This window comes from Psychromicrobium ferritrahens, from assembly GCF_043789415.1.
Lineage (GTDB): Bacteria > Actinomycetota > Actinomycetes > Actinomycetales > Micrococcaceae > Renibacterium.
On sequence record NZ_JBDLLW010000004.1, the window covers coordinates 112,635 to 125,164 of the forward strand.

14 protein-coding genes are annotated in these 12,530 nt (G+C 60.7%); 12 read left to right on the forward strand and 2 right to left on the reverse strand.

Annotated elements, in window-relative coordinates:
* Positions 1-2 precede the first annotated feature (2 nt).
* The 3 genes from pgsA to ABDK06_RS14205 all read left to right on the forward strand — a co-directional run bounded on the left by pgsA (position 3) and on the right by ABDK06_RS14205 (position 1,654).
* Positions 3-602 carry a CDP-diacylglycerol--glycerol-3-phosphate 3-phosphatidyltransferase gene (pgsA, locus tag ABDK06_RS14195; protein ID WP_394942170.1) on the forward strand — a complete coding sequence of 200 codons (600 nt, stop codon included), beginning with the start codon at positions 3-5 and terminating at the stop codon, positions 600-602.
* Positions 599-1,120: a CinA family protein gene (locus tag ABDK06_RS14200; RefSeq protein ID WP_394942172.1), complete on the forward strand. Its 522-nt coding sequence runs from the start codon at positions 599-601 to the stop codon at positions 1,118-1,120. Before pgsA ends, ABDK06_RS14200 begins: the two co-directional genes overlap by 4 nt.
* Positions 1,121-1,204: 84 nt before the next feature.
* Positions 1,205-1,654, forward strand: coding sequence for a helix-turn-helix domain-containing protein (locus ABDK06_RS14205; RefSeq protein WP_394942174.1), 450 nt, complete (start codon positions 1,205-1,207; stop codon positions 1,652-1,654).
* 70 nt (positions 1,655-1,724) lie between these two features.
* On the opposite strand, the gene ABDK06_RS14210 is transcribed toward ABDK06_RS14205, so the two are convergent.
* Positions 1,725-2,210 (reverse strand): MarR family winged helix-turn-helix transcriptional regulator, encoded by a 486-nt coding sequence (locus tag ABDK06_RS14210; protein ID WP_394942176.1) that lies wholly within the window; start codon positions 2,208-2,210, stop codon positions 1,725-1,727.
* A 28-nt stretch (positions 2,211-2,238) separates the two neighbouring features.
* On the opposite strand from ABDK06_RS14210, the gene ABDK06_RS14215 reads away from it, so the two are divergent.
* The 8 genes from ABDK06_RS14215 (at position 2,239) to ABDK06_RS14250 (ending at position 10,921) form a co-directional block, all read left to right on the forward strand.
* A complete protein-coding gene (locus ABDK06_RS14215) occupies positions 2,239-2,460 on the forward strand; it encodes a DUF3046 domain-containing protein (RefSeq protein ID WP_394942178.1) in 222 nt (73 codons plus the stop codon).
* 254 nt (positions 2,461-2,714) lie between these two features.
* Positions 2,715-3,770 carry a recombinase RecA gene (recA, locus tag ABDK06_RS14220; RefSeq protein WP_394942180.1) on the forward strand — a complete coding sequence of 352 codons (1,056 nt, stop codon included), beginning with the start codon at positions 2,715-2,717 and terminating at the stop codon, positions 3,768-3,770.
* An 87-nt stretch (positions 3,771-3,857) separates the two neighbouring features.
* Complete coding sequence (locus tag ABDK06_RS14225) at positions 3,858-4,349, forward strand: regulatory protein RecX (RefSeq protein WP_394942322.1); 492 nt, start codon at positions 3,858-3,860, stop codon at positions 4,347-4,349.
* A 124-nt stretch (positions 4,350-4,473) separates the two neighbouring features.
* Positions 4,474-5,691: an aggregation-promoting factor C-terminal-like domain-containing protein gene (locus ABDK06_RS14230; RefSeq protein ID WP_394942182.1), complete on the forward strand. Its 1,218-nt coding sequence runs from the start codon at positions 4,474-4,476 to the stop codon at positions 5,689-5,691.
* Between the two features lie 144 nt (positions 5,692-5,835).
* Complete coding sequence (gene miaB, locus ABDK06_RS14235) at positions 5,836-7,389, forward strand: tRNA (N6-isopentenyl adenosine(37)-C2)-methylthiotransferase MiaB (RefSeq protein ID WP_394942184.1); 1,554 nt, start codon at positions 5,836-5,838, stop codon at positions 7,387-7,389.
* On the forward strand, positions 7,386-8,342 hold the full coding sequence (gene miaA / locus ABDK06_RS14240) for a tRNA (adenosine(37)-N6)-dimethylallyltransferase MiaA (protein WP_394942186.1): 957 nt from the start codon (positions 7,386-7,388) through the stop codon (positions 8,340-8,342). The genes miaB and miaA overlap by 4 nt, the downstream gene beginning before the upstream one ends.
* A gap of 9 nt (positions 8,343-8,351) precedes the next feature.
* Complete coding sequence (gene dapF / locus ABDK06_RS14245) at positions 8,352-9,290, forward strand: diaminopimelate epimerase (protein WP_394942188.1); 939 nt, start codon at positions 8,352-8,354, stop codon at positions 9,288-9,290.
* A 77-nt stretch (positions 9,291-9,367) separates the two neighbouring features.
* Positions 9,368-10,921 carry an amino acid permease gene (locus ABDK06_RS14250; protein ID WP_394942190.1) on the forward strand — a complete coding sequence of 518 codons (1,554 nt, stop codon included), beginning with the start codon at positions 9,368-9,370 and terminating at the stop codon, positions 10,919-10,921.
* An 8-nt stretch (positions 10,922-10,929) separates the two neighbouring features.
* On the opposite strand, the gene ABDK06_RS14255 is transcribed toward ABDK06_RS14250, so the two are convergent.
* Complete coding sequence (locus tag ABDK06_RS14255; RefSeq protein ID WP_394942192.1) at positions 10,930-11,547, reverse strand: class I SAM-dependent methyltransferase; 618 nt, start codon at positions 11,545-11,547, stop codon at positions 10,930-10,932.
* 31 nt (positions 11,548-11,578) lie between these two features.
* On the opposite strand from ABDK06_RS14255, the gene ABDK06_RS14260 reads away from it, so the two are divergent.
* Entirely contained in the window at positions 11,579-12,064 is a 486-nt protein-coding gene (locus ABDK06_RS14260; RefSeq protein WP_394942194.1) for a GNAT family N-acetyltransferase, read from the forward strand.
* Positions 12,065-12,530: the final 466 nt, after the last annotated feature.

Here is a 12,530-nt window from a genome sequence, read left to right on the forward strand (position 1 = left end):
CTGTGACTGAATCGGAAACGCGGCCGGCATCGGCGCTCAATATCGCCAATGCACTGACCGTGCTGCGCATCGCCATGGTGCCTTTTTTCATCTGGTTCTTGCTCGCGGATTCTGCTGAGTACTCCTGGTGGCGTTGGGCAGCATTACTGGTTTTCGCGGCCGCCATCTACACCGACAAGCTCGACGGGGATCTGGCGCGCAGCCGGGGGCTGATCACCAACTTCGGCAAGATCGCCGATCCGATCGCGGATAAATTACTCATCGGCTCGGCGCTGATCATCCTCTCCACGCTGGGTGAATTGTCCTGGTGGATCACCCTGCCGATCTTAATTCGCGAAGTCGGCATCACGCTGCTCAGGTTCGTGGTGATCCGCTATGGTGTGATCCCCGCTTCGCGGGGAGGCAAGCTCAAAACCGTGCTGCAGACCGCGGCGATCCTGCTCTATTTGCTCCCGCTCACCCCGCAGTGGCCCTGGTTGGGAGTCGTGGCTCTGTCGGTGATGCTCGCGGCCTTCGTTGTCACCCTGTGGACCGGGGTGGACTACATTGTGCAAGCGGTCCGGCTGCGGCGTTCCAGCGCCGCGGAGGGAACAGCCCGGTGAGCGCCCCGACGTCCCTCGAACCCCTGGTGGAGCTGATGATCCAGCGGCGGTTGAGCCTTGCGACGGCGGAATCTCTGACCGGCGGCGCCCTAGCCGCCGAGCTGGTCGGCGTTCCCGGAGTGTCGGCGATTTTTCAAGGCGGTGTGGTGGCTTACCAGAACCGGGTGAAAGCCACTGTGCTGGGCGTCTCCACGGAGCTGCTGGACCGGGTCGGCTCAGTTGACGGGGAAGTGGCCCGTCAGATGGCGCTGGGGGTCTGCCGGGCGGTGGGCGCCGAGGTCGGCGTCGCAACCACCGGCGCCGCTGGGCCGGAACCTCACGACGGAAAACCCGTCGGCACGGTGTTCCTCGCGGTGGCTCAGGCCGGGCGGGCGCAGTGCCGGGAGTATCACTTCAGCGGAGATCGGGCCGCTATTAGAGCCCAAGCGGTGCGGGCCGCTCTGCAACTGCTGGCCGAACTGCTGGGGCCCTCACAGCAAACTCCCGGGAACGAGCCGGGAACAAAACAAATCGGTTGATAGTTGGGCAATATATCCACGGTGCGTGATAAACACCTAGGATGTAAACATAAGTTCCCCGCAAGGGGATAGCTGAGGGAGTAAATGGTGAAACAACCCGTATCCGTAAACGGCGTAGTGCGCTGGCGCGATGTGGGTTTGGCAAACGAGGCCAAGGTGGCTCCCAGCTCCGGAAAGAAGCTGGTAGTTATTCGCCACGAAATTGGGGACGTTCTGCGAGACCTGCGTCAACGTCAAGGGCGTACACTGCGCGAAGTCTCACACAGTGCACGAGTGTCGCTGGGGTATCTCAGCGAAGTCGAGCGAGGCCAGAAGGAAGCTTCTTCCGAGCTGCTCTCCTCGATTTGCGCAGCCCTGGATGTGCCGTTGTCGATCATGCTCCGTGAGGTGAGCGACCGCCTTGCAGTCGCTGAAGGCCTAGCCGTTCCCGACACCCTGCCACAGGATTTCGCCACTCGGTATGGACGCTCGATCGACGGTCAGGATCTCGAAGAGCAATTCTCAGCGGAATTTCCTTCTCCCGCTTATAACTGAGCTTTGATCCGACGAGACCCGGCACGCTGAGTGCCGGGTTTCGTCGTCTGTCGTCAAAAGTCAGTTAGGCTTATGACTCGTCTATCTCCTCCGAGAACTTGCGAAGCAGGCGTGCGAATTCGCGGACGTCAGAGGAGGGCCAGGAGGACAGCCGGTCATCGAGTGCCTTCTTTCGGGCGTTCTGACTCGCTTTGATCTGCTCTTGGCCTTTGTCGGTGAGATGAATCATCTGCGCTCGGCCGTCCTGGGGATCGTCCTGTTTGCGGACCAGGCCGATTTTCTCCAGGAAAGCGATCTGCCGACTCACCGAGGGCTTTCCGACGCCGATATTGGCCGCCAGATCCGTCAGCCGCATTGGTCCGTCGTTGAACAAGATGGCGAGCAGCCCATAAGCGGCCGGTTCCAGATCGGGGTGCACGGTCCGGGCGAACTGGTAGGAAGCAGCACGCGAGCGGCGCCATAACAGGCTCAATTGTTCTTCGGCGGCTTCGATAGCCGCCTCGTCTGGGCCGCTGGCGGTAGAAGAATTACGGCGGCCTTCCGGTGGGGTCGTCATTGAACCATTCTAGTGGGAGGATCGAATAATGCGGGTGAGCGAGTTTTGGCGGTTGATGGAGGATGAGTTCGGTGCGCGTTATGCGCGCTCGTTGGCGAGCGATTTGATTCTCACCGCGATAGGCGGACGCAGCGCCATCGAAGCGCTTGAGGCAGGAGTCTCACCTCGCGAGATCTGGCACGCCGTCTGCGATGTCCAGGAAGTTCCAGCCAGTCGACGGCTGGGCAAGGATCTCAAGCCCAAAGGCTGAGCGAGATATTTCCGCCGCAGTGATGACACGCCGGAAAGACATTCGAATATCTGTTCGGATAAAGGTAGGCTCAGAGCAGAGAAGATCCACTTCTCCTGCGGACTCAGCAGACCGAATAAGTTATCCACATTGGTACGGGTTTTTGGCAGAACGGCGGATATTGTCGGTGCTGGCTCGTAGCGTCAAGGGTAATCGGTTCGGTACAGCATCGAGCCGCGGGAAAAGCACCGGAAAAGAAAGCATTGAGGTGTCACATGGCAGCATCACCAGATCGCGAGAAGGCGCTAGAAGCCGCACTTGCCCAGATCGATAAGCAGTACGGTAAAGGCTCCATCATGCGCCTGGGCGATGACGTCCGAGCGCCCATCGAGACCATTCCCACCGGGTCGATAGCGCTCGACGTCGCGCTCGGCATCGGCGGCTTGCCGCGCGGTCGCGTGGTGGAGATCTACGGGCCGGAATCCTCGGGTAAGACCACCGTGGCGTTGCACGCGGTGGCCAATGCTCAGCGTAATGGCGGCATCGCTGCCTTCATCGACGCCGAGCACGCCCTGGACCCGGAGTACGCTGCAAAGCTCGGGGTGGATGTGGATGCCCTGCTGGTCTCCCAGCCGGACACCGGTGAACAGGCGCTGGAGATCATGGACATGCTGATCGGCTCCGGCTCGCTGGACATCATTGTGATCGACTCCGTCGCCGCCCTCGTGCCGCGCGCCGAAATCGAAGGTGAAATGGGTGACAGCCACGTCGGCCTGCAGGCTCGTTTGATGAGCCAGGCACTGCGTAAGATCACCGGTCGGCTCAATCAGACCAAGACCACCGCGATCTTCATTAACCAGCTGCGTGAAAAGATCGGTGTTTTCTTCGGCAGCCCGGAAACCACCACGGGTGGCAAGGCTTTGAAGTTCTACGCTTCGGTGCGCATCGATGTGCGCCGCATCCAGACGCTCAAAGAAGGCGCCGATTCGGTCGGCAACCGCACCAAGGCGAAGATCGTCAAGAACAAGATGGCGCCGCCTTTCAAGGTTGCCGAATTCGACATCATCTATGGGCAGGGTATTTCCCGCGAGGGCGGCATCATCGATATGGGTGTTGAGCACGGCATCATCAAGAAGTCCGGTTCCTGGTTCACCTACGACGGTGATCAGTTGGGGCAGGGCATGGAGAACTCTCGACGCTTCCTGCGCGATAATCCCGAATTGGCCGAAGAGCTGGAACGGCTGATCAAGGAGAAGCTGGGGGTCGGCGTGAAGGCCGCCGACGCTGAGATTGCCCAGGAACCCAAGCTCAGGGCCGTTGACGGCATCTAGTTGACGGTGTCTCCACGAGGACGGCGAGGAGGGCATGAGTTCTCCTCGCCACCGAGCGAATTTGATCCGGAGGCGGATCCAGCGTCTGTGGCCCGGGCTATCGTGCTCAGGCAGCTGACCAACTCCGCTAAGACCAGACGTCAGCTCGCCGATAAGCTGGCTGAGCGCAATGTCCCTCAGCAGGTTGCTGAGACCGTGCTCGACCGTTTCGAAGAACTCAAACTCATCGATGATGCGGAGTTCGCCAGGGCATGGGTGCGTTCGCGATCGCAAACGCGTTCCCTGGCGCGTAGTGCTTTGCGACGCGAGTTGCAGGACAAAGGAGTTGCCCCCGAACTCGTTGAAGAGGCGCTCCTGCAAGTGAACGACGACTCCGAGCGTGCGGCGGCGGCTGAGTTAGTACGGCGTAAGCTGCGGCCGGGGTCACTGCTCTCCGACCGTGCCGAGCGGGATAAGTTGCTGCGCAGACTGGTCTCCATGCTCGCGCGGAAGGGCTACTCACCGGGCTTGGCCTTTGCGGTAGCGAGCCAGGAGCTCGAAGAGCGGCTGGTCGAGGAGCGGCGAGACGCTCAGCTCTAGCCTTTGGATCTGTGATCTTCTCTCGCTTTAGTTTTTCTGTGTTTTCTGGTGTTTTGCGGCCAAGGATGATCAAGCAGGGTTATCCTGAAGACCTATGTTTAGGTTCAAGCAGAGGTTGAAGCTTGTGGTTCCCGGGAGTGTCTTGCTCTCCGGGGTGTTGTTGATCTCTGCCATCGGGAGTACCCCGGTCTACGCCGATGACGCACCACCCAGCGGCTATCCGAGTTGGCAGGATGTGCAGAACTCCAAGCAGAACGCCGCCGCCACTGCCCGGCAGATCAGCAATATCACCAAGCTGCTGGGAGATCTGCAGAATCAGGCTGCGGTATTGGGCGACGCGGCCGTCTCGGCCTCAGCCGATTATGGCCGGACCAAACTAGCACTGGACGCAGCCACCTCAAAAACTGAGATGCTCACCGGCCAGCTACAGCAATCGCAGCAGCAGTCGGGCAAGCTCAAAACCGAAGCCGGTGCGCTGGCTGCCATCTCCTATAAAACCGGCGGGACCAGTCTGGGGTTCCTCAGTGCGCTGAGCGAGTTGCAGTCGCCCGGCGGTCTGGGCCGGATCGATCTGATCAACGCCTTGACCAGTAATGCCGCGCATTTGTATGCCAGGGCAGATCAAGCACAGAAGGTCGCTTCCGCTCTGCAATCTCAGCAGCAAGCCGCTGAGCAGGAACAGCAGTCACTCACCGACGAAGCTAAGACGAAGCTGGACGCGGCCGTTTCGGCTCAGCAGGCCGCTGAGGCCGAGGTCGCCAAGAATCAGGCGAACAGCAACACCCTGAAGCAGCAACTGGCCTCGCTGAACAATACGACCGCTGATCTGGAGAACAAGTATCAGCAAGGGGTCGCCGCTCAAGCCGCCTATGAGGCAGCGCAGGAGGCCAAGCGCAAAGCCGCTGAAGAAGAAGCTCAGCGGCAACAAGCAGCTCAACAGGCAGCTGCCAATGCGGCTCGGCCACCCGCTGGAGGCGGAGGCGGCTACATTCCACCGGATGTGCTGCTGCCCAATATTCCTGGCGGTGGAGTGAATGACCCGGCTGGTGCTCAGGCCTATGCCTCCGCCAATCTCGGTGTCTTCGGTTGGGGGCAAGACCAAATGGGCTGCCTGGTCCAGTTATGGACCCAGGAATCCAGCTGGCTGACGAATGCCACCAACCCCAGTAGCGGAGCCTACGGCATCGCGCAGTCCTTGCCGCCGTCGAAAATGTACGACGCCGGAAGTGACTGGCTGACGAACTACCGGACCCAGATTAACTGGGGTCTGAATTACATCAAGGGCCGTTATGGATCACCCTGCGGGGCCTGGGCTCATGAAGTTGCGATTGGCTGGTACTAGGCCGTTCCGAACCCTCAGCGAGTGTGTAGATCTACACGCTATGAAACCCTGAAAACGTGTGGATCTGCACACTCGATCAACGAGTAACAGTGGCAGCCAGACTGCTCTGCAACGAGGCGCGGCCAGCCCGGCTAAACTTGTCTGGTGAGTAACGACGTTTTTCAAGCCCCCTCGATCACTCAACTGTCGGCTGCCCCAGCACAGCGCACCTATCAGGTGCGTACCTATGGCTGTCAGATGAACGTCCACGATTCCGAGCGGATGGCGGGCCTGCTGGAGAGTAGCGGACTGGTCAAGGCTGAAGGCGAGCTGGCCGACGTCGTGGTGTTCAACACCTGCGCCGTGCGGGAGAACGCGGATAACAAGCTGTACGGTAACCTCGGTATGCTCGCGAGCGTCAAAGAAGCCAACCCAGGTATGCAGATCGCGGTCGGCGGTTGCCTGGCGCAGAAGGACCGGGACACCATCCTGAAACGGGCTCCCTGGGTCGATGTGGTCTTCGGCACTCATAACGTCGGCTCGCTGCCAACTCTGCTGGAACGTGCCCGACACAACCAGGACGCGCAGTGGGAGATCCTGGAATCTCTCGAAGTCTTCCCCTCAACCCTGCCGACCAAACGTGATTCTGTCTACTCGGGCTGGGTCTCCATCTCGGTGGGCTGCAATAACACCTGCACTTTCTGCATTGTGCCGTCGCTGCGCGGTAAGGAAAAGGACCGGCGTCCCGGCGATATCCTCGCCGAGATCCAGGCTCTGGTGGATGACGGTGCCATCGAGGTTACGCTGCTCGGGCAGAACGTGAACTCCTACGGGGTGGAATTCGGTGATCGGCAGGCCTTCAGCAAACTGTTGCGTGCCTGTGGTGAGATTCAAGGCCTGGAGCGGGTCAGATTCACCAGCCCGCATCCGGCGGCCTTCACCGATGATGTCATCGAGGCGATGGCCGAGACCCCCAATGTGATGCCACAGTTGCATATGCCGCTGCAATCGGGCTCCGATAAGGTACTCAAGGAGATGCGCCGTTCCTATCGCTCCAGCAAGTTCCTGGGCATCCTGGATAAGGTCCGGGAGCGCATTCCGGAGGCCGCGATTTCCACCGATATCATTGTGGGTTTCCCGGGTGAGACCGAAGAGGACTTCCAGGCCACCCTCGACGTCGTGGAGCGGTCTCGCTTTGCCACGGCCTTCACCTTCCAGTATTCCAAGCGTCCGGGCACTCCGGCGGCGGAGCTGCCGGATCAGCTGCCCAAGGCCGTGGTTCAGGAGCGGTTCGAACGATTGACCGCTTTGCAGGACAGGATCTCCGCGGAAGAGAATGCCAAGCAACTGGGCCGCGAAGTAGAGGTCCTGGTCACTGCCGAGAGTGGTAAGAAGGCGGCGGAAACCCACCGGCTTTCCGGGCGTTCGAAGGATTCCCGGCTCGTGCACTTCACCGTTCCGGAAGGCGCCGAGACGCCGCGCCCCGGGGACCTGGTCACCGTGACGATCACCGAAGCAGCTGGCTTCCACCTGGTCGCCGACCCAGGCCCGGGAAGCGTCTACCGGCTCCGCCGCTCACGCGCCGGTGATGCCTGGGACAGGTCGCAAGCCGAATCCTGTGCTGTGCCCAGTGGTCCGGGCGCCGTCGGCACCGCAAGCAGCACGGTCTCCCTCGGCATGCCGACGCTTCCGATCAGATCAGCGCTATCTGCTCAATGAGCATGGGCCGGCAGCTGAGCACCGGCTCTGCCGAAGCCTCACCGCTGCTCATCGCAGTGGTCGGCCCCACCGGTTCGGGGAAATCCGAACTGGGTTTGCAGTTGGCGGAATCGCTCGGCGGTGAGATCATCAACGCCGATTCCATGCAGTTTTATCGCGGGATGGACATCGGTACCGCCAAGCTCAGCCTTGCGGAGCGCCGGGGTATTCCCCATCACCTGCTGGACACCCTGGAGATCACTGAGGAAGCCAGTGCCGCCGATTTCCAGGCCCAGGCACGCAGCCTCATCGCACAGATCCAAGACCGCGGCCTGCACCCGATTCTGGTCGGGGGTTCCGGGCTCTACCTCAGGGCGGCACTGGACGTTCTGGATTTTCCGAGCACGGATCCGCAGATCCGCAAACGACTCGAAGAAGAACTCGCTGTTCAAGGGGCGGGTGTGCTCAAGGAGCGTTTGCTACGGGTGGATCCCATTTCGGCCGCTCGAATAGGTGACGATAAGCGACTGGTACGAGCCTTGGAGGTCTTCGAACTCACTGGGCGCCCCTTCTCCTCCTTCATGCCCCAAAGGGAATACGTTCAGCCCAGTGTGCAAATCGGGCTGAACGGAGACCGTGCGCAATTGCACGAGCGATTGGCACGGCGGGTCCATCGGATGCTCGATGAGGGGCTGGAACAAGAAGTCAAAGAACTGGCTGCCCGGGGGCTCAGGGAAGGCAAAACCGCTTCCCGGGCGCTGGGTTACCAGCAGTTCCTCAGAGCTCTCGACGAGCCCGAATACACCAATGCACGGGCCGCGGAGGAGACTATCGTAGCGACTCGGCAGTTCGCCCGCCGCCAGCTCACCTGGTTCCGGGCGGATCCTCGGGTCAGCTGGTTCGATTGGGCGGATGCCGAGCTGCCCCTGCATGCCGAGCAGTCGATCAGGCGGGCCATCAGCGCGATGTCGTAGGCTTGAAGAATGAGTCAGCCGGACGCCGTCAACATAGAACTTCAACAGTTATCCGGAGTGGTCTTTTCCAAGGGGCACGGCACCGGCAACGACTTCGTGCTGATAGCCGACCCGGATGGGCGGCACGAGTTCTCCGCCCGTGCGACCGCGGCTATCTGCGACCGGCATCTGGGCATCGGTGCCGATGGGCTGATCAGAGCGGTGAAATCGAGTCAATTGCCGGAAGGCCGAGAGCTACTCAGTGCCGCCCCGGACGCGGAATGGTTCATGGACTACCGCAATTCAGACGGTTCGATCGCCCAGATGTGTGGCAACGGGGTGCGGGTCTTCGTCCGATTCCTGCTCGAAGAGGGGCTGCTCACCCTTCAACAAGGCGAGGTTCTGCCCATCGGCACCCGGGCCGGGGTGAAACTGGTGGAGCGCACCGCGACCGGCTTCGCGGTGGACATGGGGGTCTGGAATTTCAGTTATCCTGAGCTCGTCGAGGAACGCGGCGTAGACTCACTGGTCACCGTGCACTTCCTTGAAGTGGCCAGACCGGCCCTGTCAATCAATACCGGCAACCCGCACACCGTGGTCGCGCTGGCGCACCGGACGGAACTCGACGAACTCGATCTGAGCCGGGCACCCGGCGTCGTACCGGTTCCGGAAGAGGGTTCTAATGTGGAGTTCGCGCTGCCCGAGGATCCCTTGGTGAGCGACGGCGTGGCGACCATCAGCATGAGAGTCTATGAGCGTGGTTCGGGTGAAACCCAGTCCTGTGGCACTGGAGCCTGCGCCGCAGCGCTGGCCAGCCGGTTCTGGGCCGGCCCTGGCGCTCCCGATGACTGGCGGGTCAAGGTGCCCGGCGGCACCGTGCAGGTCAGCTTCTTCATTGCTGATGACGGTGCGGAGCATATCAGGCTCTCCGGCCCCGCTGTCATGGTCGCCAAGGGCAGCTTCATCTAGATGCGGCTATGAGCTAGCTCACGGTTTCGTGGGGTAATCTGTGCTTTTGACCATTGGTGTCGGAAGGAAATCACGGAATGTCAGAAGAAAAGGGCGCCTCGACAGAGGTTGCAGACGGCGCGGAACCAATCGGCAACGTGGCCCATCTTCCGGGCCACCCCTCGGAGTCGGAACTTCACATCGAGGACGCCGGCTACCATAAAGGGCTGAAGAACCGGCAGATCCAGATGATCGCGATCGGCGGAGCCATCGGCACCGGCTTGTTTATGGGCGCCGGCGGACGGTTGGCGAGCGCCGGCCCCGCTTTGGTGCTCTGCTATGCGGTCTGCGGTTTCTTCGCCTTCATCATTCTGCGGGCACTTGGCGAGCTCGTGCTGCATCGCCCTTCCTCGGGTTCTTTCGTCTCCTATGCTCGCGAATTCTTCGGTGAGAAAGCAGCTTTCGTCAGCGGCTGGCTCTACTGGCTGAACTGGGCGATGACCTCCATCGTGGATTCCACCGCCATCGCGCTCTACATGGGCTTCTTCGGTAAGTACTGGCAGCCGATCGCCGATGTGCCGCAGTGGGTTTACGCCCTCGCGGCTCTGGTGATCGTGCTCGCCCTCAACCTGGTCTCGGTCAAGGTCTTCGGCGAGATGGAATTCTGGTTCGCCTTGATTAAGGTGGTGGCGCTGGTGGCCTTCTTGATCGTCGGTGTCTACTTCGTCATCTTCGGTACCCCGGTTCCCGGGCAAGAGGTCGGTTTCAGCTTGATCACGGATAACGGCGGGGTCTTCCCGAACGGCATCCTGCCGGCCATCGTGGTGATGCAGGGCGTGCTCTTCGCTTACGCTTCCATTGAGCTGATCGGCACCGCGGCGGGGGAGACGGAGAACCCCGCTAAGGTCATTCCCAAGGCGATCAATACGGTGATCTTCCGGATCGCGATCTTCTACGTTGGCTCGCTCATTCTGCTCTCCCTGCTGTTGCCCTATAACGCTTATAAGGCGGGGGAGAGCCCCTTCGTCACCTTCTTCGGTCATATCGGCGTGCAGGGTGTCGATGCGATTATGAACCTCGTGGTGCTCACCGCGGCGCTGTCTTCACTCAACGCCGGGCTGTACTCCACCGGGCGGATCTTGCGTTCCATGTCGATGGCCGGTTCGGCGCCGAAGTTCGCCGCCCGGATGAACAAAGCCGGGGTGCCCTACGGCGGCATCGCGCTGACCGCCGTGGTCGGTCTGCTCGGTGTGGTGCTCAATGCCTTCGTGCCCTCAGACGCTTTCGAGATCGTGCTGAACGTCGCCTCGATCGGGATCATCTCCACCTGGGGAATGATCGTGCTGTGTCAGATGCGCTTGGCGGCCTGGGCCAAGAAGGGTCTGCTGATCAGGCCTTCTTTCCGGCTCTTCGGTGCGCCTTACACCGGGTATTTGACTCTGTTGTTCCTCTTCGGCGTGCTGGTGCTGATGGCACTCGACTGGCCGGTGGGAACCTATACCGTGGGCTCGCTGGTGATCATCATCCCCTTGCTGATCATCGGGTGGTTCGCTTTCCGACAGCGGATCAAGGAATTGGCTGCGGAGCGGGAGGGCTTCACCGGGTCCTACCCGGTGGTGGCGAACCGTCCGGTGAACAAACCTCATCCCTGAGTTCGCGCTCAGCTTTCAGGGCTGGTGATTTCAAGGATCCGGAATGACTTCGCGGTGGCGTAACGACGCACCGCGAAGTCATTCGCTTTAAAGCGCTCTTGTAGCCAGCGCTGCAGGGAATCCGAACCGAGGTTCTTCTGTACCACCAGGTAGGCCTTGCCACCCGGAGCTAACCGCGGGAGCCACTGCTCGAGGATCCGGTGCAGTACCTCTTTACCGACCCGGATCGGCGGATTGGACCAGATGGTCTGGAACCTCAGCGCCGAATCGATCCGATCGGGAAGCTCCGCATGCAGATTGCTCAGGCTCAGAGCCTCGGCGTTCTTGCGGGTCAGCCCCAGCGCGCGTTCGTTCACGTCTACCGCGTAGACCGAAGCTTCCGGAGAGAGCAGGGCCAGGCTGAGCGCAATCGGACCCCAGCCGCAGCCGACGTCGAGCAGATTGCCCCGGGCCGCAGGCGCGGGAGCTTCGGCGAGCAGAATGGCGGTGCCCTTATCGATACCGTCGGGGCTGAAGATCCCTGAGTCGGTGGTGAGCAAGCGGTCCTCACCGGCGAGTGTGACGCGCAGCTCGCGGGGCTGGTGTTCGGCCGTGGGTTCGGCACTGAAGTAGTGAGATGACATCATCGATAAGAATAGCTGCGCCTAGACTGAAACGGTGATTATCCGTGAAGCTAGCTTGCAGGACTGGAAGCAGATCTATCCCTTTTTCCGCGAGATCGTTGCCGCCGGAACCAGTTATGCCTACCCGGAAGATCTCAACTCAGAACAAGCTCGTGAGCTCTGGATGGGGCAGGGCCGCACGGTTGTGGCTGTGCAGGACGGATTAGTTCTGGGCACTGCGGCGATGGGCGTTAACCGCCCGGGGCGGGGCAACCATATAGCGACCGGCAGTTTCATGGTCGATAGCAGGCATAGTGGACGAGGCGTAGGCAGAGCCTTGGGTGAGCACCTCATCGACTGGGCGCGTGCCGCTGGTTATCGGGGGATTCAATTCAACGCCGTCGTGGAGAGCAATACCGTGGCAGTGAAGCTCTGGAGCTCGCTCGGCTTCCAGATCATCGGCACGGTGCCGGGTGCTTTCAAACAGCTCGACGGCGATTACGTCGGATTGCATGTGATGTATCTATCCCTGCTGGACTAGAGGTTGCCCGATTTTTGAGGCATTGACCTGCTAGAATAGACCGGTGAAGATTTTCCTCTAGAGGCTATTCCTGCCGCAATTGCCGCAGTCGAACCCTTTTTCCGAGCCCAGACGCTGTAGCGTGCTCGTTTTCACTTTCTGAGGAAATCATGTCTTTTTCATTTCATACTCATCGTTATCTACTGCGCGATAAATTTCCCCTTCGACTCAGGGCAATCGCGGTAGCTCTGCACGCCCAGTTGCCCGATGAAAATCGCTTAGAGCAAGAACCCGGCCGCGTCGATCGCCGCCGTCGTGATCTTTGGAGGTCCAGATGACCGAACACACTCAACCCGTCACAGCGGGAAACACCAGCACGCACCACGGGGTTGTCAGCACCCCGGACTACGATAGAAACCTCAGTCCCACAAAGGAGAATATGACCACGCAGCACAACGCCGATCAGCAGCCCACTTCTGACTCTCAG

Bases quoted from the DNA above. Each gene is read 5' to 3' on its own strand.
- ABDK06_RS14205 (WP_394942174.1), top strand. From the start codon at position 1,205: ATGGTGAAACAACCCGTATCCGTAAACGGCGTAGTGCGCTGGCGCGAT.
- ABDK06_RS14210 (WP_394942176.1), bottom strand. From the start codon at position 2,210: ATGACGACCCCACCGGAAGGCCGCCGTAATTCTTCTACCGCCAGCGGC.
- ABDK06_RS14215 (WP_394942178.1), top strand. From the start codon at position 2,239: ATGCGGGTGAGCGAGTTTTGGCGGTTGATGGAGGATGAGTTCGGTGCG.
- recA (WP_394942180.1), top strand. From the start codon at position 2,715: ATGGCAGCATCACCAGATCGCGAGAAGGCGCTAGAAGCCGCACTTGCC.
- miaA (WP_394942186.1), top strand. From the start codon at position 7,386: ATGAGCATGGGCCGGCAGCTGAGCACCGGCTCTGCCGAAGCCTCACCG.
- dapF (WP_394942188.1), top strand. From the start codon at position 8,352: ATGAGTCAGCCGGACGCCGTCAACATAGAACTTCAACAGTTATCCGGA.
- ABDK06_RS14250 (WP_394942190.1), top strand. From the start codon at position 9,368: ATGTCAGAAGAAAAGGGCGCCTCGACAGAGGTTGCAGACGGCGCGGAA.
- ABDK06_RS14255 (WP_394942192.1), bottom strand. From the start codon at position 11,547: ATGATGTCATCTCACTACTTCAGTGCCGAACCCACGGCCGAACACCAG.